The 21,721-nt window shown below is 71.8% G+C and carries 21 protein-coding genes; 10 read left to right on the top strand and 11 right to left on the bottom strand.

Going from position 1 to position 21,721, the window contains the following annotated elements; genetic code table 11:
• Positions 1-40 precede the first annotated feature (40 nt).
• The 4 genes from IEZ13_RS08170 to IEZ13_RS08155 are packed head-to-tail and all read right to left on the bottom strand — an operon-like array spanning position 41 to position 3,816.
• The gene (locus IEZ13_RS08170; protein ID WP_183219119.1) at positions 41-1,054 is read right to left on the bottom strand and encodes an ABC transporter ATP-binding protein; all 1,014 of its coding nucleotides are present in this window, start codon (positions 1,052-1,054) and stop codon (positions 41-43) included.
• Positions 1,051-1,809, bottom strand: a complete 759-nt coding sequence (locus IEZ13_RS08165) for an ABC transporter permease (RefSeq protein ID WP_229794543.1) — start codon at positions 1,807-1,809, stop codon at positions 1,051-1,053. The genes IEZ13_RS08170 and IEZ13_RS08165 overlap by 4 nt, the downstream gene beginning before the upstream one ends.
• Entirely contained in the window at positions 1,806-2,702 is an 897-nt protein-coding gene (locus IEZ13_RS08160; protein WP_203833730.1) for an ABC transporter permease, read from the bottom strand. The genes IEZ13_RS08165 and IEZ13_RS08160 overlap by 4 nt, the downstream gene beginning before the upstream one ends.
• Positions 2,695-3,816 (bottom strand): ABC transporter substrate-binding protein, encoded by a 1,122-nt coding sequence (locus tag IEZ13_RS08155; RefSeq protein WP_183219118.1) that lies wholly within the window; start codon positions 3,814-3,816, stop codon positions 2,695-2,697. Before IEZ13_RS08155 ends, IEZ13_RS08160 begins: the two co-directional genes overlap by 8 nt.
• A gap of 203 nt (positions 3,817-4,019) precedes the next feature.
• Between IEZ13_RS08155 and IEZ13_RS08150 the strand changes: the two genes are divergently transcribed.
• Positions 4,020-4,379, top strand: coding sequence for a hypothetical protein (locus tag IEZ13_RS08150; RefSeq protein WP_183219117.1), 360 nt, complete (start codon positions 4,020-4,022; stop codon positions 4,377-4,379).
• Between the two features lie 4 nt (positions 4,380-4,383).
• Here the strand turns inward: IEZ13_RS08150 and IEZ13_RS08145 are convergent, their stop codons facing one another.
• Positions 4,384-4,728 carry a LysE family translocator gene (locus tag IEZ13_RS08145; protein ID WP_189285733.1) on the bottom strand — a complete coding sequence of 115 codons (345 nt, stop codon included), beginning with the start codon at positions 4,726-4,728 and terminating at the stop codon, positions 4,384-4,386.
• 49 nt (positions 4,729-4,777) lie between these two features.
• On the opposite strand from IEZ13_RS08145, the gene IEZ13_RS08140 reads away from it, so the two are divergent.
• Positions 4,778-5,704: an alpha/beta hydrolase family protein gene (locus IEZ13_RS08140; RefSeq protein WP_183219116.1), complete on the top strand. Its 927-nt coding sequence runs from the start codon at positions 4,778-4,780 to the stop codon at positions 5,702-5,704.
• Positions 5,705-5,743: 39 nt separating this feature from the next.
• Here IEZ13_RS08140 and IEZ13_RS08135 read toward each other — a convergent pair whose 3' ends face one another.
• Both IEZ13_RS08135 and IEZ13_RS08130 read right to left on the bottom strand, forming a co-directional pair.
• Entirely contained in the window at positions 5,744-6,301 is a 558-nt protein-coding gene (locus tag IEZ13_RS08135; protein ID WP_183219115.1) for a hypothetical protein, read from the bottom strand.
• Between the two features lie 34 nt (positions 6,302-6,335).
• Positions 6,336-6,521 (bottom strand): antitoxin, encoded by a 186-nt coding sequence (locus tag IEZ13_RS08130; RefSeq protein WP_183219114.1) that lies wholly within the window; start codon positions 6,519-6,521, stop codon positions 6,336-6,338.
• A gap of 92 nt (positions 6,522-6,613) precedes the next feature.
• On the opposite strand from IEZ13_RS08130, the gene IEZ13_RS08125 reads away from it, so the two are divergent.
• The 3 genes from IEZ13_RS08125 to IEZ13_RS08115 all read left to right on the top strand — a co-directional run bounded on the left by IEZ13_RS08125 (position 6,614) and on the right by IEZ13_RS08115 (position 9,623).
• The gene (locus IEZ13_RS08125; protein ID WP_183219113.1) at positions 6,614-8,059 is read left to right on the top strand and encodes an ATP-binding protein; all 1,446 of its coding nucleotides are present in this window, start codon (positions 6,614-6,616) and stop codon (positions 8,057-8,059) included.
• Between the two features lie 153 nt (positions 8,060-8,212).
• Positions 8,213-8,893, top strand: a complete 681-nt coding sequence (locus IEZ13_RS08120; RefSeq protein WP_183219112.1) for a phosphatase PAP2 family protein — start codon at positions 8,213-8,215, stop codon at positions 8,891-8,893.
• A gap of 10 nt (positions 8,894-8,903) precedes the next feature.
• Positions 8,904-9,623, top strand: coding sequence for a phosphatase PAP2 family protein (locus IEZ13_RS08115; RefSeq protein ID WP_229794542.1), 720 nt, complete (start codon positions 8,904-8,906; stop codon positions 9,621-9,623).
• Positions 9,624-9,681: 58 nt separating this feature from the next.
• Here IEZ13_RS08115 and IEZ13_RS08110 read toward each other — a convergent pair whose 3' ends face one another.
• A complete protein-coding gene (locus IEZ13_RS08110; protein ID WP_183219111.1) occupies positions 9,682-10,998 on the bottom strand; it encodes a hypothetical protein in 1,317 nt (438 codons plus the stop codon).
• The gene (locus IEZ13_RS08105; RefSeq protein ID WP_183219110.1) at positions 10,995-13,097 is read right to left on the bottom strand and encodes a hypothetical protein; all 2,103 of its coding nucleotides are present in this window, start codon (positions 13,095-13,097) and stop codon (positions 10,995-10,997) included. The genes IEZ13_RS08110 and IEZ13_RS08105 overlap by 4 nt, the downstream gene beginning before the upstream one ends.
• Before the next feature lie 33 nt (positions 13,098-13,130).
• Here IEZ13_RS08105 and IEZ13_RS08100 point away from each other — a divergent pair, with 33 nt between their 5' ends.
• Positions 13,131-13,772, top strand: coding sequence for a VOC family protein (locus IEZ13_RS08100; protein WP_183219109.1), 642 nt, complete (start codon positions 13,131-13,133; stop codon positions 13,770-13,772).
• 63 nt (positions 13,773-13,835) lie between these two features.
• On the opposite strand, the gene aceB is transcribed toward IEZ13_RS08100, so the two are convergent.
• The gene (gene aceB / locus IEZ13_RS08095; RefSeq protein ID WP_183219108.1) at positions 13,836-15,461 is read right to left on the bottom strand and encodes a malate synthase A; all 1,626 of its coding nucleotides are present in this window, start codon (positions 15,459-15,461) and stop codon (positions 13,836-13,838) included.
• Positions 15,462-15,490: 29 nt separating this feature from the next.
• The gene (gene aceA / locus IEZ13_RS08090; RefSeq protein ID WP_183219107.1) at positions 15,491-16,774 is read right to left on the bottom strand and encodes an isocitrate lyase; all 1,284 of its coding nucleotides are present in this window, start codon (positions 16,772-16,774) and stop codon (positions 15,491-15,493) included.
• 128 nt (positions 16,775-16,902) lie between these two features.
• Here aceA and IEZ13_RS08085 point away from each other — a divergent pair, with 128 nt between their 5' ends.
• The 4 genes from IEZ13_RS08085 to IEZ13_RS08070 all read left to right on the top strand — a co-directional run bounded on the left by IEZ13_RS08085 (position 16,903) and on the right by IEZ13_RS08070 (position 21,611).
• Positions 16,903-18,354, top strand: a complete 1,452-nt coding sequence (locus IEZ13_RS08085; protein ID WP_183219106.1) for an XRE family transcriptional regulator — start codon at positions 16,903-16,905, stop codon at positions 18,352-18,354.
• Positions 18,355-18,424: 70 nt separating this feature from the next.
• A complete protein-coding gene (locus IEZ13_RS08080) occupies positions 18,425-19,102 on the top strand; it encodes a response regulator transcription factor (protein ID WP_183219105.1) in 678 nt (225 codons plus the stop codon).
• On the top strand, positions 19,099-20,661 hold the full coding sequence (locus tag IEZ13_RS08075) for a sensor histidine kinase (protein WP_183219104.1): 1,563 nt from the start codon (positions 19,099-19,101) through the stop codon (positions 20,659-20,661). Before IEZ13_RS08080 ends, IEZ13_RS08075 begins: the two co-directional genes overlap by 4 nt.
• Positions 20,640-21,611 (top strand): ATP-binding cassette domain-containing protein, encoded by a 972-nt coding sequence (locus tag IEZ13_RS08070; RefSeq protein WP_183219103.1) that lies wholly within the window; start codon positions 20,640-20,642, stop codon positions 21,609-21,611. Before IEZ13_RS08075 ends, IEZ13_RS08070 begins: the two co-directional genes overlap by 22 nt.
• The last annotated feature ends 110 nt before the right edge of the window (positions 21,612-21,721 follow it).

Here is a 21,721-nt window from a genome sequence, read left to right as displayed (position 1 = left end):
TCCCAGGGTCTCCGACTGTAACGTGAGCGCCAATACCTGTCTATTCGAGAGCGACCGCCACCGGCTGGATCGTGACCCGGACCCGGGTGCCCGCGGGCAGCTCCGGCAACCGGCCGCTCGGCACCTGCGCCACCACCACCTGCTCGCCGACGCTCACCGTGACGCGGCTGGTCGACCCGAGGAAGCTGCTGGTCAGCACCGTGGCCGTGGCCTCCGGATCCGGGACGACGTCGACCGCCTCCGGGCGGACCAGCGCGGTGACCGCACCGCCGGCGTGCGGCGTGACCAGGGGCAGCCGGGCCCCGAGCACCTCCACCACGTCGCCGTTCACGCTACCGGACAGCCGGTTGCTGAGACCGACGAAATCGGCCACGAACGCGGTCGCCGGGCGCAGGTACACCTCGGACGGGGTGGCCAACTGCTCCAGCCGCCCGGCCCGCATCACGCCGACCCGGTCGGCGATCGCGAGCGCCTCCTCCTGATCGTGGGTCACGAACAGGGTGGTGGTGCCGACCTCGGTCTGGATCCGGCGGATCTCGTCGCGCAACTGCACCCGCACCTTGGCGTCCAGCGCGGAGAGCGGCTCGTCCAGCAACAGCACCCGCGGCTCGATCGCCAGCGCCCGGGCCAGCGCCACCCGCTGCTGCTGCCCACCGGAGAGCTGGTGCGGGTACCGCTTCGCGAAGCCGGACAGGCCCACCAGGTCCAGCATCTCGGCGGCCCGGGTCAGCGGACCCCGGCGCAGGCGCAGACCGAACTCCACGTTCTGCGCGGCGGTGAGGTGCGGGAAGAGGCTGTACGCCTGGAACACCATGCCCATGCCGCGCCGGTTGGCAGGCAGCCGGGTGACGTCCTTCCCGTCGACCAGCACCCGCCCGGCCGTGGCGTCCTCCAGCCCGGCGAGGATCCGCAGCGCGGTGGTCTTGCCGCAGCCGGACGGCCCGAGCAGGGCGATCAGCTCGCCCGGCTCGATCGCCAGGTCCAGGTCGTCGAGGGCGTGCACGGTGCCGAACGTCCGGCGCAGCCCTTCCAGCTTCACGGCGACCCCGGTCATGATCTTCTCTCCTTGGACGACGAGCCCGCCAGGGACAGCACGAGCAGCAGGGCGAACGCGAGCAGCAACGCGGTCAGCGACACCGCCACCGACACGGTCGCGCTGCTCTTGCCGAGGAACTCGATGGCCACCTGGAGGTTGGTACGGTGCAGCAGCGAGGCGATGGTGAACTCGCCGAGCACCAGAGCCACGGTCAGGAACGCGGCGGACAGCACCGCCGAGCGGATGTTCGGCAGCACCACCCGCCAGATCACGGTGGTCCAGCCGGCGCCCAGACTGCGGGCGGCCTCGGCCAGGGTCCGCACGTCGATCGCGGACAGCCCGGTGTCGATGGCGCGGTAGGCGTACGGCAGCACCAGGATCGTGTAGGCGAACACCAGGGTCAGCGACGAGCCGCCGATGAGGTAGTTGACCCAGGCGTACACCGGGGCCAGGCCCACCACCAGCACGATCGCCGGGATGGTGAGCGGCAGCAGGCAGAGGAACTCGACCACCCGCCGCAGCCGGGGCAGCCGCAGCCGGACCCAGATCGCCGTCGGCACCAGCAGCACCAGCATGAGCACCGAGGTCAGCGCCGCCTGCGCCAGCGAGGCCAGGATGCCCTCGGCCAGGGCCGGGTACTCCTCGGCGAGCCGGGGCCAGTCCAGCAGCAGCGGCCAGGTCTCCGGGTCGCGGGTGCTGAACTCCACCATGGCGATCAGCGGCAGCAGGAAGAACACGCCCATGACGGTGAGGACCGTCCACCTGAAGATCACCCGAGCCACTTGGCGGTCCTCCTCTGCAGCAGCGCGTAGAGGGTCATCACCACGGCCACGACCACCACCATGCCGAGCGCCATCGCCTTGCCCAGGTTCGCCTGCCCGAGGACGACCTCGCTGGTCAGGGCGCCGCGGATCTGGAGCGGCACGATCGGGCTGCCCTGGCTGACCAGGGCCGCGGCGGTGGCGTACGCGGAGAAGGCGTTGGCGAACAGCAGCAGCGCCGAACCGAGGAACGCCGGCGCCAGCAGCGGCCCGGCCACCCGGGTCCAGTAGTGCCAGGTGTTGCCGCCCAGGCTCGCGGTCGCCTCCCGCCACTGTGGCCGGATGCCGTCCAGCGCCGGCAGGAACACGATCACCATGAGCGGGATCTGGAAGTACGTGTAGACCAGCGTCAGGCCGGGCAGCTCGAACAGCCAGACGCCGTTCGCGTACGGATCGAGGCCGTGCTCCTGCAACCAGAGGGTGACGAAACCGCTCAGCCCGATCGTCGCCAGGAAGGCGAAGGCGAGCGTGACGCCGCCGAACTGCGCGAGCACTCCGGCGGCCGCGGTGACCACCCGTCGCAGCGGGCCGTCCGGTTTCGCGGTGACCAGCGCGTAGGCCAGCAGGGCGCCCAGTACCGCACCGATGATCGCGCTGGCCGCGGAGAGGGTGATGCTGCGGCCGAACGCCGCGAGAATGTACTCGTCGGTGAGGGCACGCACGTTCGCCGGCGTGAAACCGCGCCCACCGGCACCGGTGAACGCGCCGATCACCACGGTCAGCGTCGGGATGACCAGGAAGATCGTCACGAAGGCGAAGAACGGCACCGTGCCCAGCAGGGCGCCGGCCCGCGGGCGTGACCGGCCGGCCACGCGCCGCGGAACGGCCTCGGCGACCTCAGCCAATGGCCTTGGCCCAGTTCGCGGTCAGGTACTCCTTGGCCTTGGTGCTCTGCGCCTCGGTCGGGATCACCGGGGTGCCCTCGACCTTCGGCAGCGCGGCGAAGGCGGTGGCGTCGATGGTTCCGGCCTTCTGCATCGCGTCGGCGCGGACCGGGCGGGCACCGCCCTTGAGCCACAGGTTCTGGCCCTCGTCCGAGTAAAGGAACTCCTGCCAGAGCCGGGCCGCGGCCGGGTGCGGGGCGTCCTTGCTGATCGCCTGCACGTAGTAGGAGCCGAGCACGGCCCCGTTCGGGACGACGACCTTCCAGCTGGTCAGCTTCTTGGACTGGGCGGCGTTCAGGTAGTCCCAGTCGAAGACGACCGGGGTCTGGCCGGACTCGATGGTCGCCGGGGTCGGGTCGACCGGCAGGAAGTTGCCGGCCTTCTTCAGCGCGCCGAAGAAGTCCACACCGGGCTTGATGTCCTCCGGCGTGCCGCCCTTGGCCACCGCGACCATCTGCACGCCACCGAACGCGGCGCCGGCCTGGGTCGGGTCGCCGTTCAGTGCGACCTTGCCCTTGTACTCGGCCTTCAGCAGGTCGTCGACGCTCGCCGGGGCGGGCACCTTGGCGCTGTCGTAGCCGATCGACATGTAGCCGCCGTAGTCGTTGACCCAGGCGCCGTTCGCGTCCTTCAGCCCGGCCGGGATCTCGTCGAACGTGGCCACCTTGTAGGGCGCGAACATCGCCGTGTTCGCGCTCGCCACCGCGCCGCCGAGGTCGAACACGTCGGGCGCGGTGTCCTGGCCCTTGAGCTGGTTGGCGGCGTTGATCTCGTCCTGGCTGGAGCCGTCCGGTTGCGCCGAGTTGACCTTGATGCCGTACTTCTCGCCGAACGCCTTGATGATCTCGCCGTAGTTCGCCCAGTCCGGCGGCAGGGCGATGACGTTGAGCGCGCCCTCCTTCTTGGCGGCCGCGATCAGGTCGTCCATGCCGCCCAGGGCGGCGGCGCTGGTGGCGGTGGCCGCGCCGCTGGCGGATGCCTCGGACTCCTTCTCCGGTGGCGAGCAGGCGCCGGTCAGCGCGATTATCGTGGCGGCCGCGAGGGTGGCGGCCGTGGATCGGGCAAGGGTGCGCACTGAGTTCCTCCTTCTGCGGCGCCGCGACCGCGGCGCGCGCACGGTGGATCATGGAAGTGCCGGGTGGAGGGCAGGCGTACAGCGCCTGAATTCGTCCTCACTTTTCCATGCGCTGTCGTTGATCGAAAGCGGTCGCTGAGCGTCGATTCGGCATCCTCCGTGTGGCAGACTCTGCGATCATCCGACCACACAGGACCGTGCCGATGACAACCGTGGATCACGCTGAGGCCCGGCACCGCCCCTACCCCGCCCGGATCGCGGCGGCGGCCGGTGTGGCCGGGATCGCCGTGCACCTGGCCCTCGCCGGGGAGCATGCCGGGCACGCGCCCGCCGTACCGGCCGGTCTCGCGGTGCTGGCGCTGGTCTGCCTGCCGTGCGGCGTCCAGCTGTGGCGCCGGCCCGGCGACCGCGCCGCCTGGATGAGCCTGCTCGCGCTCAGCGGCCTCATGATGCTGCTGCATCTGGGCATGCGCCCGGAGGGCGCGATGCTCGCGGTGGTCCTGGCGGTGCCCGCCCTCCAGGCCGTCCTGGGCGCGGTCGCCTTCCTCCACCGGTACGGGTGAGCGCTTACACCGGCAGTGGGCGGCCCCGGTCGGTGGCCAGCCTCACCGCGATCAGGCCGAGCACACTGCCCATGACCCAGCGCTGGGCCCGCAGCCAGCCGGGGCGGCGGCCGAGGAACACCGCGATCGTGCCGGCGGCCAGGATGATCGCCAGGTTCACCGCCATGCTGACGGTCAGCTGCACCCCGCCCAGCAGGAAGCCCTGCGCCACCACATGACCGGCGTCCGGCCGGATGAACTGCGGGATCAGCGACAGGTAGAGGACCGCGGCCTTGGGGTTGAGACCGCCAGCACCGACGACATCGTCACCAGTCTTCCGGGCCCGGCGGGCCGTGGCGACCCAATCCACAGGTTCCGGCTCTTGACGCCGCATCGATCGATCGACATAGTCCGTATCCATGAATGTGACACTGTTCCGTTCTTGGAAACGACAGGCGGTGGTGGCCTCGGCCGCCCTCCTTGCCGCGGCGCTTTCCGTGCCGGCGCCCGCGTCCGCCGCCCCCACGGCGGTCGCGAGCTATACGACGACGATCAACGGCGACAGCGCCGACGTCTACTACCCGACGACCGGCACCCGGCTGCCGGTCGCGCTCTTCCTCCAGGGCGCCAACGTCGACAAGGCGAACTACTCGGCGTACGCGGGGATCCTCGCCTCGTACGGGTTCGTCGTCGCCGTCCCCAACCACACCCGCAGCCTGTTCGGCGTGAGCGGCCTCTACCCCGAGGGCGCCCAGGCCGGCTGGACCGTCGACTGGGCCGAGGCCGAGGACGACAACCCCGCCTCCCCGCTCTACCGGCGGATCGACGAGAACACGCTGGTCCTCTCCGGACACTCGTTCGGCGCGGCCACCGCGCTCAGCGTCAGCACCGGCCTCTGCGTCATCCCGTTCTGCACGATCGCGAACACCGCGCCGAGCGAGCTCGAGGCGGTCGTCACCTACGGCGGCAACAACGTGCTGCCCGGCACCGAACTCGTCCTGCCGGTCCTCAACACCGTCCCGGTCGGCTACCTCCAGGGCCTGGCCGACGGCGTCGCCGGCCCGGCCGAGGGCGAGACCACCTACCACCTGACCGCAGGCACCCCCAAGGCGTTCATCTCCCTGACCGGCGCCAACCACTACGGCATCACCGACGGCCAGAACCCGGCCGGCGCCGCCCCCGACCCGTCCGCCCAGACCCTCGACCAGGCGACCGGCGTCGAGACGATCGCCCGCTGGTCGGCCCAGTGGCTGCTGGCCCAGACCGGCGACAGCGCGGCCAGGAAGTACGTCTACACCACCGGCGACGCCGCCGACCCGAACGTCACCGTCACCTACGTCAGGTAGGCCCGGTACGCCGAGCCGGGCGTCAGCGTCGACGCCCGGTCAGGTGCGGCCGCGGCGGCCACGCCGGATGCCGCGCGGCGGGGGAGGGGCGGCGATCAGATGGTCCGGCCAGGTGACGCGGAGCGTTCCCTGCGCCTCCCACTCGGCGGTCAGCTCGGTCAGGTCACGGACCGCCGCGCCGACCTGGTCGTCGCTCCACGGGAACCCGCCCGGATCCAGCACCGCATAGGCGTTGTGGACCATCGGGGCGACCGGGGCCGGGTCGCCGGTCTCGACCACCTGATGGATCACCCCGGCCAGCACCTCGGCCAGACCGAGCGTCTGCTTGTTGGCCTCGAGGATCCGCTTGCCGCGGGCCGGCGCGTCATGGCGGGGCCGGCCGCTGACCAGGCGCATGTTCGCGAAGACGGCGCCGGCCGCGATCGAACCGAACACGCCGCCGGCCATGTCGAGGGCCCGCTCGGTCGCGAAGTGTGCCAGGTCGTGCGGTACCCGATATTTCCGGTCGTGCCCAGGCAGTTGCATGACCACCCCATCGGCCCGGTGCACGGTGGCGACGGTAGACCCGGTGCTGCTGTGCGCGAACACGACCAGCATCCCGCCATCCTGCCACCCCGGGCATCGCCCGTCATCAACCCGGAACGGTGTCCCCCTCCCCGGTGCGTTTCTGCGCCTCGTCGACACCCCGGCCGATCTGGTCCGAGTATCTGTTCCCGGTTCGCTCGTCGATCTGGTCGCCGGCCTTCTCCAGGCCCTGATCCACCTGCTCGTCGTGCTGGTCGGCGAACTTCTTGGCCTTGTCTAGGAAGTCAGTCATGGCAGCCGCATGCCCGCTGGGTGACGGGCCAAACCGTGCGTCACCGTGTCACGCTGGGATGGTCGTGCCCGGATACCCGACCGGAGGACACCATGACCGACGCGAGCTTCGCACGGCCGCGTACCGAGACGTTCGAGTTCGCCGGCGCGACCGTCGAGCTGGTCGACGCGGTCACCCTGCTCGCCGCCGCGCGGGTCAACCCGGTGGAGCCGCTGCGCCGGGCCGCCTGGCCGGCCCCGGTCCAGCGGGTCGACCTGACCGTCGCGGCCGACGCCACCGACCACGTCTTCACCGCCCGGATCACCACCCTCAGCACCCCGCTGGCCACCGAGCACCGGATGCGCGGCATCGTGCTGAGCATCGACCCGCTGGGCCCGCTGCTGGCCCGTCGGATCGCCGCCGGCGACCAGGTGGTCACGAGGCTGGTCGACGGCGTCGGGACGGCCGCCGCCGCGGCGTACCGGAAACTGGGTCTGGAGAAACCGGCCGAGCGCGAACCGGAAGTCCTCGCCGACGCCGCCGCCGGTCTCGAAGCGGCCGTCACCTACGAGGCGGACGGCACCGTGGCCCGCGTCGAGGCGCGGGTGCCGCGCGACGAGGTCACCCCGGCCGACCTGCGCGCCTTCGTCACCCTCACCCTCCAGGCGGTGACCGACCTGGCCGGGCCGGGCTCGCTCGACGGGCGGCGTTTCGTGATCAGCCGGGAGGCGGTGCCGAAGGCGCCACCGACCACCGAGACGGTCACGCTGGACATGGTCGGCGGCCTGACCGACGTGGTCGCCGAGTTGCGCCAGATCGCGATCTCGTTCCGGCATCCGGAGGCGATGGCCCGGTGGGGCGCCCGCCGTCCGCAGGGCATCCTCATGTACGGCCCGCCCGGCACCGGCAAGACCATGCTGTCACGGGCGCTGGCCAACGAGATCGGCGCCGACTTCCGGGAGATCCGCACCCCGGAGATCCTGGACAAGTGGCTCGGCGGCTCGGAGCGCAACATCAAGCAGATCTTCCGCGACGCGCGCCGCTACCGCACCGCGACGGTGATGCTCTTCGACGAGTTCGACTCGATCGTCAGCTACGCGGGCGCCGGCGGGGACGCGGCGAGCCAGGCGCTCAACGCCGTGGCCGGCATCTTCAAGCAGGAGATGAACGATCTGATCGAGGAGAACCCGAACGTCATCGTGGTGGCCACCACCAACTTCCCGCACCGGGTGGACGAGTCGCTGACCCGGTCCGGCCGCTTCGACGTGAAGCTGAGCATCCCGCGCCCGGACGAGGTGAGCCGCGCCGAGATCTTCCGCAAGATGATCCGCGGGCTGATCACCGCCCACGAGACCCCCGGCTTCCGGATGTTCGCCGACGATCTCGACCTGAACGCGCTGGCCGTCGCCAGCACCGGCATGACCGGCGCCGACATCAAGGAGGTGCTGCGCCGCCTGCAACTCGGCAAGGCCATGCAGGAGGCGCGCGGCGGCCCGGTCACCCCGATCTCCCAGGAGGAGCTGATCACCTCGGTCCGGGATCTGCGGGGTCATTCTTAGATCATTTTCTGGTACGGGCTACGCGCTCTGCCGTGGGCGACCCGCGAGGCGCTGCCGGCGCACGGCCGCGGCGCGCCCGCCGGGCTGACGCGGGTGGTCACCCTCAAGGCCCCACAGGTGCTATCCAGGCGACCTGTGGGGTAATGACTCGCCATGCAGCCGGACCAGGAGATCTCCCTAGAAGCGCGGGCGGGCGTGGCGGCGGGAGTCGCCGTTCTCCCGCTCATCCCGTTCGCCCTGCTCGCCGCCCTGGTGGTGGGCGGCTGGGAGCCGCTGCACTCGTTCGACCGGTCGATCACCGACCGGCTGCACGGGGCCGCCCTGGACAGCCCGGCCCTGACCACCGCGATGACCTGGTGGACGAACGTCTTCCAGCCGAACGTCTTCCGGCTGGCCGCGCTGCTGCTGGTGATCTGGCTGGTCCGCCGCGGCGCCCGCCGGCCGGCCGTCTGGGTGGCCGTCACGACGGTCGTCGGCGGGCTGCTCGGCGGCGGGATCAAACTGCTGGTCGGCCGGGACCGCCCGGACCTGCTGGAGCCGGTGGCGCGGGCCGTCGGGTACGCCTTCCCGTCCGGCCACGCCCTCAACGCCGCCGTCGGCATGGCCGTCTTCGTGGTGATCTTCCCGCACGTCCGGGCCCTGTGGGCGGCGGCCGTGCTGATCCCGGTGGGCACCGCGGTCAGCCGGGTGGTCCTCGGCGTGCACTGGACCAGCGACGTGGTGGCCGGTCTCCTGCTCGGCGCGGTCGTCCCGGCGATCACCCTGCTCGTCTTCCGGCGGGCCGGCGCCCGACCCCGCCGGCGGGTGGGTGTCCGGAGTGGCCCGTTGGGGTAACGCAACGGCCGTGCCGATAGCCGTACAAGCCCTCAAGCGGGTGCTGCTGCCGATCGCCGCCCTGCTGGCCGTCATGATCGGACTCGGGGTGCTGCTGACCCGCGCGGCCACCCACCTCTGGCCGCTGACCGTCGAGGACGGGGTGAACCGGTACTTCGCCGGGCACCGCACCGAGACGCTCAGCGACGTGTCACACCTGGCCAGCGGCATCGCCGACACGCCCCGGATCGTCGGCGTGACAGCGGTGGCCGCGCTCGTGCTCGCGCTCACCCTGCGCCGGGTCCGTGAGCCGCTCTTCCTCTGCCTCGCGGTGACCGCCCAGGCGCTGGTCTTCTACTTCACCACGGTCGCCATCGACCGGCCCCGGCCGGACGTGCCCCGGATGGACGAATCGCCACCCACCTCCAGCTTCCCGTCCGGGCACACCTCGGCCGCCGTCGCCCTCTACCTGGGCCTCGCCGTCCTGCTGGCGATGCTGGCCCGGCACACCTGGCTGAAGGCTCTGTGCTGGGCGCTCGTGCTGGTCCCGGCCGGGGTGGCGCTGGCCCGCATGTACCGCGGCATGCACCACCCCAGCGACGTGGTCGCCGCCTTCGTGAACGGCTGCACCTGCGTCTACGTCATGTCCCGCGCGGTACTCGACCGCCGCGTCCGCTGGCGGCCGTCGTCAGCGGCGGACGGGGGAGCCGGCCGCCGCTTCGGCCTCCGTTCCAGAGCGGCGGCGCGGTAGCCCAAACAGCCGTGACGGTCGCTGCCGGGCACGCTCCGCGGTGACGGCGTCCGCCGGTCTATTCGTCGATCCGGCCCAGCAGGCCGGGGCGGGGGCTCGACTCGGTCACGTTCAGGGCGTGCGGATCGATGCTCCAGGCGGCGGCGATCCGCATGACGTCGTCCTGATCGATCCACCAGTCGTCCGACCAGCCGAGCTCGATCTCCACCGGCGTCGGCTCGCCCTGCTGCTGGCACCCCTCGACACCCTCGCAGCAATAGACGTGGCGGATCAGGCGCCCGCCGACGGCCAGCGCGCACTCGGCGTAGTCGACGACGCGGTGGTTGCCGAAGAACTGCACCTCGGCGCCGAGCCGGGCGCTGAGGTCCGCCGCCATCGGCGCGCCGAGCACCTGGCCCACCACGAAGATCCAGCCGGCGGCGGGCGGCGAGACGAAGACCCCGTCCTCGTAGGCGGCCGCCACGCCCTCCTCCCAGCCCTCCTCCCAGGCGCCCTCCAAACCGACCGCGGCGGCCACCTCCTCGACCGTGCTCCCGCGCACCGCCAGCCAGCAGATCTTGATACCGAAGCTCTCGCCGGTGGGCGTGCCCGGAGGCAGATGTTCGACCCGAAGCTCGGGAAGCATCCGCAACACCTCGTCACAGACGGCGGCCAGGTCGTCGGCGGATCCCAGCCAAACCTGATGCTCGACCGGCCGGTTGCCCGCGCTGCCCACGCCGGTGATCCGGATCGTGCCGGTGGACAGCTCCTCCACCGCCAACCGCGCGGCGCCCCGCAACAGCCGCGGGTCGATGTCGGCGGCGGCGAGCGCCTCGAGATAGTCGCGATGCTCCCGGCGATCGTCATCGGAGTCGGCGAGCGCGGCCCGGACGGCGGCGAGTAGCGGCCCGGCCTCCGCCTCGACCGGCCGGGCCGGGCCGACCAGGCGAGTGCGGACGGCCGGCATGACGACCACACCGCCGGCCGCCGACGTCTCGATCGCCGCGCACCGGACCGTCGGCCAGTCCGGTTCGAGCGCGGCGAGTTCGCGGCGCACGAAGGCGCCGAGCTCAGCCGGCGTGGCGTCGCCCGGGATCGACACGTCCGGGTCGAAGTAGGTCCCGAAGGTCCACTTTTCCATTCTCTGGAAGACCCGGGCGCTCTTCTCGGGTCGGTACCGGTCAGCCGGAATCCCGACGACGTTCGCACAGAATTCCCGCCACGGGCCCCGGTCGTTCTTCCACGGCTCCGAGGGCATGGCGTAGACGTCGAGGATCGTCTGCCCGAGCTGTTCGTCGGAGGCGCCGTCCGCGATGTGCGCCCCGGTGGTGAACCGCCCCTGGGTCACGAACATCCGCCCCTGATAGACCTCGACCTCGCCCCACAACATGGTCATCGCCCGGTCACGGGGGTGAGGGCGACGATCGTGGTGCGGAGGTGGCGGCGGAACAGGTCGTCGTTCCAGGAGAGGTCGCCGGGGGCGCTCGCCGGGTGGCGTTCGTCGCGGTCGGCCATCGTGGTCAGGGCCGGGACCGCGGTCACCGCCCGGATGGTCGCCAGGGTGTTCAGGGCGTCGTGGGCGTCCCGGTGGCCGGAGGCGACGGCGGTCAGCAGGGCGGGCACCAGGTCCTCGGCGGGGACGCCCAGGCGGTGCAGGGCCCGGGCGGCGCGGCTGCGGGCGTACCAATCGGAGTTGAGCAGCCGCCGGATCTCGTGGGTGAGGTCCGCGCCCTCGCCGGTCTCCGTCAGGAGGTCGGCGGCCAGGCCGCCGGGGCCGAAACCGGCCCGGACCAGCGCGCGCAGGGTGGGCAGGAACGGTCCGGTGTCGCCGGTGGCCCGCCAGGCCACCCGGGCGGCGGCGACCTGGGTTCGGCGCTGCCCGTGATCCGGTTCGGCCGCGCCGGTGAACCAGCGGGTGAGGAGCGGCAGCAGCGGCGCGGCCGCCGGACCGGCGTCGGCGACGAGGTCCAGCTCGAAGGCGGATCCGGAATCGGTGCCGAGCAGGTGTGCCGCGGCGGTGACCAGCGGGGCCGCGTCGCCGGTCAGCCGGAGCACGGCGTGTCCACACCGGACGTCGCCGGCCTCGGCCCGGGCGGTCAGGGCCGGGATCGCGGCGAGCGCGACCGGATTCGCGGCCGGGCTCACCTCGGAAAATGCGGTGGGGTCTGTCGCGGGGAGTGTGGTGGGGAGGATCGCGGCCAGGGCGGGGGCGGCGGCGGCCGGGTGGTGGGGCAGGCAGGCGACGATCTCGGGGACGGCGCCGGCGGCGGCCGGGCCCCAGGAGCGCAGCACGTGGAGCAGGTCGCCGACGGGGTCGCCGGCCATGGACGCCGCGAAGAGCGAGGAGTGCCGGGCGGGTGGCCGGGCGAGCCGTTCGCGGATGGCGGTGAGCACCGCCGGATCGAACGGTGGCGGTTCCGGGTGGGTGAACGTGTCCAGGACCCGCGGCGACTCACCGGCCGCCCAGGCGGCGAGCAGGAGCGGCGCGTATCCGGGGTGGCCGAGGCGAACCAGGACGTCCAGCGCGTCGTGGCCGCCGTCGGCGATCAGCACGTCGGCGAGCGGGGCGGCGGCCTCCCCGGCGGCCAGGACGGCGAAGCCCGCGGCGTCGCGCACCTTCGGGTCCGGGTCGGTGAACAGGTCGCGGACCACCGGCAGCAGGTCGGCCGCCGCCGACCGGGAACCGTGGAAACGGTCGGCCAGGATGTGCGCCAGCCGGACCCGGGCCTCCGGGTCGGTGGCCGCGGCCATCCGGGCTGCCAGCACCCGGGCGGATGCGGTGCCGGCCGCCCGGAACACGAGCTGCCAGCCGGGGTGCTGGCCGGACCAGGCGTTCTCGTACGGGTTGGCTTCGGCGAACGCGGACCCGACCGCTTCCAGCGCACCGTCCGGCAGTGGCTGCCCGGTGCGGGTGAGAGCCACCGCGGCGGCGGCCCGGACCTGCGGGGCGGGGTCGTGCAGGGCGTCGTCCAGCAGTGGCCCGGCCGCGACCGGATCCAGCATGGCCAGACCGGGGAGCAGCATCGCGCGTACCGCTGGATGGGTCTCGACGGCCCAGCGCTCACGCAGAGCGTCGGTGAAGTGCGGACCGCTCCATGCGGCCGCGTAGGCGGCCTGTGCCCGGATCTCCGGATCCGGGTCGGTGAGCAGAGGCAGCAGCGGGCCGCTGTGCACCGCCACCGAGGCCCGGACCAGGTTCCGCGCCTCGCCGTTGACCTGGTCGGGGTCGCAGAGGGAGCCGAGGGCGTGCAGCAGGTGGTCGCGCTGGTGCACGCCGGGGGTGCCGGCCAGCTCCACCAGGAACGGGATCACCTCGGCGGTCACCGGGTAGACGGTGTTCTGATGCCAGATGCTGGAAAAGAAGTCGTAGCGGCCCTCGCCGGCCTTCTCCGGATCGGGGGAGGCGATGGCGCGCAGGATGTCCGGGGCCTCGGTGCACGGGCCGTAGGCGCCGTCCAGCGCGAACCAGTCGATGTCGTCGATCCCGTTGAGCACCGGATCACGGTACGCGATGGAAGCATGAGGACCATGACGAAGCTGAGTGGGCGCGAGATCACCGAACGGGCGCCGCAGGGGTGGGTCTACCTGCTCGGGGCGCTGCGGACCCGGCTGCGGACCGGCGACTTCGCGACCGGGCTGGCATTGGTGAACACGATCGGCGCGGCGGCCGAGGCGGCCGACCACCATCCCGACCTGGATCTGCGGTACACCTATCTGGACGTGGTGCTGAGCAGCCACGACGTGGGCGGGGTGACCGGGCGGGACCTACGGCTCGCGGCGACGATCAGTCAGCTGGCCGACTCGGTCGGCGTGGCGGCGGCCGCGAATGGTCTGGCCGTCGTGGAGCTGGCGCTGGACAGCCCGGGGTTCCCGGAGCAGTTGGACTTCTGGGAGGCGGTGCTGGGCTATCCGCGTGACGCCGAAGGGGATCTGCGCGACCCGTACGGGAAGGTGCCGTTGATCTGGTTCCAACGGTCCGGAAGCGAGGAGCCGCGCCAGCGCTGGCACCCGGACCTGTGGGTCGACCCGTCCGAGGTGCGGCCGCGGATCGACCGGGCGCTGGCGGCCGGCGGCACCCTGGTCAGTGACGCCGAGGCGCCGAGCTTCTGGGTGCTGGCCGACCCGGAGGGCAACAAGGTCTGCCTCTGCACCTGGCAGGACCGGGGGTAGAGCAGAAAACGGAACGACGGGGCGGGGATGGACCGAGACCATCCCCGCCCCGCCCTGCACCGATCAGGCCGCGACAGGAGCCTGATCGGTGACCGGAGCCGCCGTCCCGCCGGACAGGTGCCGAAGGTAGGCCGGCAGGGTCAGGAACTCCGGGCAGGTTCGCTCGGTGAGCAGCACCGAGAGCAGCGTCCGGGCCTGGCCGAAGCAGCGGGCCCCTTCCTCGTCCAGGGCGCCGGTCTCGCTGAGCACGTCGAGTTCCTCACGCAGCATCCGGGTGACCAGGGTGGCCGTGACCGGCACACCGTAATCGGTCGGGGTGCCCGACGAGATCCACTGCCAGAGCTGGGCCCGGCAGATCTCGGCGGTCGCCGCGTCCTCCATCAGGCCGCCGAGCGCCACCGCGCCCCGGCCGCCCAGCCACGCCGCGATGTACCGCAGCGCGACACTCACGTTGTTGCGCAGCGCGACCTCGCTGACCGAGACCGCGGCGGACTTGACGTCCAGCAGTTCGGCGGCGGTGACCCGCACGTCCTCGCGCTTGCGCACGATCTGGTGCGGCTCGTCGCCGAGCCACTGGTCGAACACCTCACGGCAGGTCTCGACGAGGCCCGGGTGCGCGACCCAGGAGCCGTCGAAGCCGTCGCCGACCTCGCGCCGCTTGTCCTGGCGCACCTGGTTGAGGGCCCGCTTCGCGGCGACCGGGTCACGGCTCGGGACGACCGCGGCCATCCCGCCGATCGCGTGGGCGCCGCGCTTGTGGCACGTACGGACCAGCAGTTCGGTGTAGGCCCGCATGAACGGCGCCGTCATGGTGACCTGCGAACGCTCGGGCAGGACCACGTCCGGGCGGTTCTTGATCATGCTGAACAGGTAGTCCCAGCGGCCCGCGTTCAGGCCGGCCGAGTGCTCGCGCAGTTCGTACAGGATCTCTTCCATCTCGAACGCCGCGTTGATCGTCTCGATCAGGACGGTGGCCCGGATCGTGCCGCGCGGGATGCCGAGGTACTCCTGCGCGAAGACGAAGATGTCGTTCCAGAGGCGGGCCTCCAGGTGCGACTCCATCTTCGGCAGGTAGAAGTACGGTCCGCTGCCCCGGTCGATCTGCCTGCGCCCGCAGTGGAACAGGTAGAGGCCGAAGTCGAACAGCGAGGCCGAGACGGCCCGGCCGCCGATGCGCAGGTGGCACTCCGGCAGGTGCCAGCCCCGCGGCCGGACCATGATCGTGGGCGTGGTGTCGCCGATCTCGTACCGCTTGCCGTCGGCCGCGGTGAAGTCCAGTGTCCCGTCCAGCGCGTCACGCAGGTTGAGCTGTCCGAGGATCACGTTGTCCCAGGTGGGCGACGTCGCGTCCTCGAAGTCGGCCATCCAGACCTTGGCGCCCGAGTTGAGGGCGTTGATGGTCATCTTCCGCTCCGGCGGGCCGGTGATCTCGACCCGCCGGTCGGTGAGGTCCGCAGCCGCCGGGGCGACCTGCCAGGACAGGTCGTCCCGGACGTGCTGCGTCGAGGTGAGGAAGTCCAGGTCGGTGGTACGGGTGGCCCGGCGGCGCCGGCGGCGCTCCAGCAGCTGAACCCGGCGGGCGCCGAACTCGCGGTCAAGTGCCACGATGAACTCGACAGCCTCAGCGGTCAGGATCTCGGAGTAACGGCCTGCGGTCGTACCGGTGATGGTGATCTCTTCGGCGCCCATTGTCTCTACCTACCTGTCGCTGTCGCTTGTCAGAACTGCTCGGCCTCGGTGGAACCCGACAGCGCGGTGGTGGAGCTGTCCGGGTTGAGAGCGGTGGAGACGGCGTCGAAGTAGCCGGTGCCGACCTCGGCCTGGTGCTTGGTCGCGGTGTAGCCGTCGGCCTCGGCCGCGAACTCGGCCTCCTGGAGCTTCACGTAGGCGCTCATGCCGGTCTGGGCGTAGCCGCGGGCCAGCTCGAACATCGAGTGGTTGAGCGCGTGGAAGCCGGCCAGGGTGACGAACTGGAACTTGTAGCCCATCGCGCCGAGCTCCTTCTGGAAACGCGCGATGGTGTCGTCGTCCAGGTTCTTCTTCCAGTTGAACGACGGCGAGCAGTTGTACGACAGCAGCTTGCCCGGGTGCTTGGCGTGCACGGCCTCGGCGAACTTGCGGGCGAACTCGAGGTCCGGCTTGCCGGTCTCGACCCACAGCATGTCGGCGTAGTCGGCGTAGGCGACACCGCGGGCGATCGCGGCGTCGTCGCCCGGGGTGACCCGGAAGAAGCCCTCGGAGGTCCGCTCGCCGGTGACGAACGGCTGGTCACGGGGGTCGACGTCGGTGGTCAGCAGGTCGGCCGCGAGGGCGTCGGTGCGGGCGATGACCAGCGTCGGCACGCCGGCCACGTCGGCCGCGAGGCGAGCGGCGTTCAGCGTACGGATGTGCTGCTGGGTCGGGATCAGCACCTTGCCGCCGAGGTGGCCGCACTTCTTCTCGCTGGCGAGCTGGTCCTCCCAGTGCACACCGGCGGCGCCGGCCGCGATCATGCCCTTCATCAGCTCGAACGCGTTGAGCGGGCCACCGAAGCCGGCCTCCGCGTCGGCGACGATCGGGGCGAACCAGTCGCGCTCGTAGCGGCCGTTCGAGGTGTCGATCTGGTCGGCGCGCAGCAGCGCGTTGTTGATCCGCCGGACCACCGCGGGCACCGAGTTCGCCGGGTAGAGCGACTGGTCCGGGTAGGTGTGGCCGGAGAGGTTCGCGTCCGCGGCGACCTGCCAGCCGGACAGGTAGATCGCCTTGAGGCCGGCGCGCACCATCTGGGTCGCCTGGCCACCGGTCAGCGAGCCGAGGGCGTTGATGTAGTCCTCGGTGTGCAGCAGCTCCCACAGCTTGGCGGCGCCGCGCTCGGCCAGGGTGTGCCGCTCCTGCAGGGTGCCCCGCAGCTTCACGACGTCCTGCGCGGTGTAGTCACGCTTGATGCCGGCCCAGCGGGGGTTGTCGGCCCACTCCCGGGTGAGGTCCTCAGCGGTACCGCCCCGGTTCTCGAACTCAGTCATCGGTAAATCCCTTTCGTGCCCTGTCGCGTTCTTCCTCGTGGAAGAACTTCACTCTCACGGATCACACCAGCCCCTTTGAAGTCTCTTCTCGCGGAAAGAAGTGCAAAAATTCTGCTAGTGTGAAACCCGTGACCGCTTCACCTTCCGACCCCTCCGTAGACCTGGTGACGCTGGGCCAACGGCTCCGCCATCTGCGCCGCACCCGGGGCATGACGCTCGACCAGCTCAGCGACGCCGTCGGGCGGGCGCCGTCCCAGCTGTCGCTGATCGAGAACGGGAAACGGGAGCCCAAACTCTCGGTGCTCCAGGCGATCGCGGGCGCTCTCGGCGTACCGATGCAGGATCTTCTCCGCCCGGAGGCGCCGAGCCGGCGCGCCGGGCTGGAGATCGAGCTGGCCCACTTCCAGCAGAACCCGGCCTACCAGGCCCTCGGCCTGCCGGTGGTGCGCGCCGGGCGACGGCTGCCGGCCGACGCGCTGGAATCGCTCATCGGCATGCACCGCGAGCTCAACCGGGTGCTCACCGAACAGACCGCCACACCCGAGGTGGCGCGGCGCGCCAACGCGCAGCTGCGCGCCGACATGCGCCGCCGCGACAACTACTACGCCGAGATCGAGCAGGCGGCGGCGCGGGTCCTCCAATCGGTACGGCACACGACCGGCCCCCTGTCGCAGCGCGGCATCCTCGACATCGCCGCCCAGATCGGCTTCACCCTGCACTACGTCAACGACCTGCCCAGCTCCACCCGGTCGGTCACCGACCTGAAGAACCGCAGGATCTACCTCCCGCAGGTGGCCAGCGGCAAGGGCCACGACCCGCGCGCCGTGGTGCTCCAGACGCTCGGCCACTTCGTGCTCGGACACAACGACCCGGCCGACTACGGCGACTTCCTGCGCCAGCGGGTCGAGGTCAACTACTTCGCAGCGGCGCTGCTCATGCCGGAGAAGTTCGCCGTCGACTTTCTGGCCGAGGCCAAGACCGACCGGGCGCTGGCCATCGACGACTTCCGGGATGCGTTCGGGGTGTCCTACGAGACGGCGGCACACCGGTTCACCAACCTCGCGACCCACCATCTCGGCATCCCGGTGCACTTCGCGCGCGTGCACGAGAGCGGCATCGTCTACAAGGCGTACGAGAACGACAACGTGCGCTTCCCGTCCGATGTGACCGGTGCGATCGAGGGGCAGCCGGTGTGCCGCAAGTGGGCGTCGCGGACGGTGTTCGAGGCCGACGACCCGTACTCGTCGTTCTACCAGTTCACCGACACGACGGCCGGGACGTACTGGTGCACCGTGCACGTGGAGGCGACCAGCTCCGGGCTGTTCTCGGTCACCGTCGGCACGCCGTACGAGCACTCCCGCTGGTTCCGCGGCGGGGACGTCACCGGGCGCACCGTCTCGCACTGCCCCGACCCGGACTGCTGCCGCCGCCCGCCCGCCCAGCTGGTGGACCGCTGGTCCGGCAACGCCTGGCCCAGCGCCCGGGTGCACTCGCACCTGCTCGCCGCCCTGCCGCCGGGCACCTTCCCGGGCGTCGACAACCGCGACGTCTACGACTTCCTCGAGCGGCGTGCCCTCTAGCGGCGTGCGTGCCTGAGAGTTCTCCCAGACGCCTGCGGAAATGTCGTAGGTGAACCGTAGCCTCGGGGCCATGACGGGGCATCGGCTGCTGGTCGTCGACGACGAGGCGACCGTTCGTGAGCTGCTCTCCGACGCCCTGCGGTTCGCCGGATTCCAGGTCACGTCGGCGGCGAGCGGAGCGCAGGCCGTCCAGGCCCTCTGCCTTCCGCCGCCGCCGGACCTGGTGCTGCTCGACGTCATGCTCCCGGGGATGGACGGGTTCGAGGTCCTCCGGCGGATGCGATCCTCGGGGCAGCGGGTCCCGGTGCTCTTCCTCAGCGCCCGGGACGCGCCGGACGACAAGATCGCCGGGCTGACCGCCGGTGGCGACGACTATGTGACCAAGCCGTTCCACCTGCGGGAGCTGATCGCCCGGATCAGCGCGGTGCTGCGGCGGTCGGGGGAGTCCACGGTCGGGGTCGCCGACCTGACCCTCGACCCGGAGCGGCAGGAGGTCGCCCGCGGCGGGCGGGTGGTGCGGCTGTCGCCGACCGAGTTCCGGCTGCTCCGCTTCCTGATGACCAACGCGGGGCGGGTCTGCTCCAAGGACGAGATCCTGGCCGCCGTCTGGCGGTACGACTTCGCCGGCGACACCAGCATCGTCGACACGTATGTGAGCTATCTGCGGCGCAAGGTCGACACCTCGGAGCCGCGCCTCATCCAGACCCGCCGCGGTGAGGGCTACGTGCTGCGGGCGCCGGGCCGATGATGCTGGGCTCTCTGCGGGTGCGCCTGCTCGCCATCGCGCTCCTTCTCCTGACGTGCGGGATCGTGATCAGCGACGTGGTGGTGGCCGGGCTGCTGCGGCAGCATCTGGTCAGCCGGGTGGACCGTCAGGTGACCGGGCTCGCCGCGCTCATGGCCCGGATCGACCCGGCCCTCATGCGGGCCGCCGACGACGCCGCGTCCGAGCGGCTGCGCGGCGGGCTCGACCTGGTCAGTGACCTCTCCCTGGTCTACCTCGACGCCGCCGGACAGCCCATCGGCCGGACCCGGACCATGCGGGACGGGCCGGCGCCGGAGCCACCGCCGGCCACCCCCACCTCGCCAGGGGTGGTGACCGGCGTCCGCGGCGGCGACGGCTCGGCCTGGCGGCAGATCACCCAGTCCCGGCCCGGCGGCGGCACGGTCACCGTCGCCGCCTCACTGAGCGCGGTCGACGCCGTCATGGCCCGGCTGCGGCTGGTCTGCGCGGCCACCGGAGCGGTCCTGGTCCTGCTGCTGGGCACGGCCGGGTGGATGGCGATCCGGGCGGCGTTCCGGCCGTTGCGCGCCATCGAGGACGCGGCCGTCGCCATCGCCGGCGGCGACCTGAGCCGTCGCATCCCGGCGCGTGCCCCACCCGGCTCGGAGGTGGCCCGGCTGACCGGTGTGCTCAACGGCATGCTCGACCGGATCGAGGAGGGCGCCGTCGTCCGTGCCGAGTCCGAGGCGCGGATGCGGCGGTTCGTCGCCGACGTCAGCCATGAGCTGCGCACCCCGCTGTTCGGCATCGCCGGCTCCGCCGAACTGCACCTGATGGGCGGCGGCGCGGAGGTCGACCGCACCATGCGGCGGATCGACTCCGAGGCCCGCCGGCTCACCGATCTGGTGGAGAATCTGCTGCTCCTGGCCCGTCTCGACGAATCCCGGGCGGTGCCCGAGACTGCCCCGATGGATCTGCGCACCCTGGCGGTGGACGCGCGCGACGATCTGATCGCCCTCGACCCGGGCCGTCCGGTCACCCTCACCGGTCCGCTTGCCGGGCCGCCCTCGGCGGCGCCCCTCATCGGGGACGAGGCCCGGCTGCGGCAGGTGGTCACGAACCTGGTCGGCAACGTGCACGCGCATACGCCGGCCGGGTCGCCGGTGCGGATCGGGGTCGGGCGGCTGGACGGCGAATCCGTCCTGGAGATCGCCGACAGCGGTCCCGGCATCCCAGCCGGCCAGGCTGAGCTGATCTTCGAGCGGTTTCACCGTGGCGACGGTGCCCGGGTTCGTGACGGCCGAGGCGGAGCGGGGCTGGGGCTGTCGATCGTGCGCTCCCTGGTCGCCGCGCACGGTGGCCGGGTCGAGGCGGTCAGCCCACCGGGCGGCGGCGCGACCTTCCGGCTCCGCTTTCCGGCGATCAACGAGGCCCCGGCCACGGACGCGGATCATTCCGGCCTCGCCTCGGGGAGCGGCCTCGCCTCGGGGAGCGGCCTTGCCTCGGAGAACGTTCAGGGACTCTGCGGGAACGGCCAGGAGCGGCGGCCAGGCTCGTCGGCATGCTGGAACTACGTGGACTGACGAAACGGTACGGCGACGTGACCGCCGTCGACGACCTGAGCTGTGTCTTCCGGCCCGGGCGGGTGACCGGCTTCCTCGGTCCCAACGGCGCGGGCAAGACCACCACCCTGCTGCTCGCCCTCGGGCTGCAACGGCCGGACGCCGGCACGGTGCGGGTCGGCGGCCGGCGCTACACCGCACTGGACGCGCCCATGCGGGAGGTCGGTGCGCTTCTGGACGCGCAGGCCGTACATCCGAATCGGTCCGGGCGGGACCATCTGCGGGCCCTGGCCGCCGGCAATCGCCTGCCCGTCGCCCGCGTCGGCGAGGTTCTCGAGCGGGTCGGGCTGAGCGCCGTGGCCGGGCGGCGCGCCGGAACCTTCTCGCTCGGCATGAAACAGCGCCTCGGCATCGCCGCCGCGCTGCTCGGTGATCCGGCCGTGTTGCTGCTCGACGAACCGATCAACGGGCTCGACCCGGGTGGTATCGCCTGGGTGCGCGCCCTGCTGCGCGAACTCGCCGCCGAAGGCCGGACCGTCGTCCTGTCCAGCCATCTGATGAGCGAGATGGAGCAGACCGCTGACCATCTGATCGTTATCGGTCGCGGACGGCTCATCGCTGACACTTCGTTGACGGCCTTCCTCGATCGTGCGGCGCCCGCTGGGCTGCTGGTCCGGGCCGAGGATCCGGGATTCCCGGCGGCGCTGAGCGCCGCGGGCGGCTCCGTGCGCGAGGTTCCTGAGGGTGGGTGGCTGGTCTTCGGGCTTCCGGCGTACGAGATAGGCCGTCTCGCCCTGACCCGCCGCATTGTCCTGACCGAATTGTCCCCGCGCCGCGGATCCCTTGAGGAGGTCTTCATGTCCGCTACCGCTTCCAGCACCGATTTCACCGGTCACGCCAGCGCACCTGTCTCCGCCGTCTCCGGTGTTCCCGGCGGAGATCCGGTTCGGTCGGCGCGAGGCTCGCGGTGAGCGCCGCGTCCCGGCCCGACAGTGCCGCTACTCCCGAGCGCTCCCGGCCCGGTGGCGCAGCTGATCGTTCTCGGTCCGGCGGTGGTGCCGATCGTGGTCCGGCATGGCGG

The organism is Actinoplanes campanulatus, from assembly GCF_014647795.1.
GTDB lineage: Bacteria > Actinomycetota > Actinomycetes > Mycobacteriales > Micromonosporaceae > Actinoplanes > Actinoplanes campanulatus.
The sequence above is the reverse complement of the archived record's forward strand: the minus strand, read 5'-3'. Positions and strand labels throughout refer to the sequence as shown.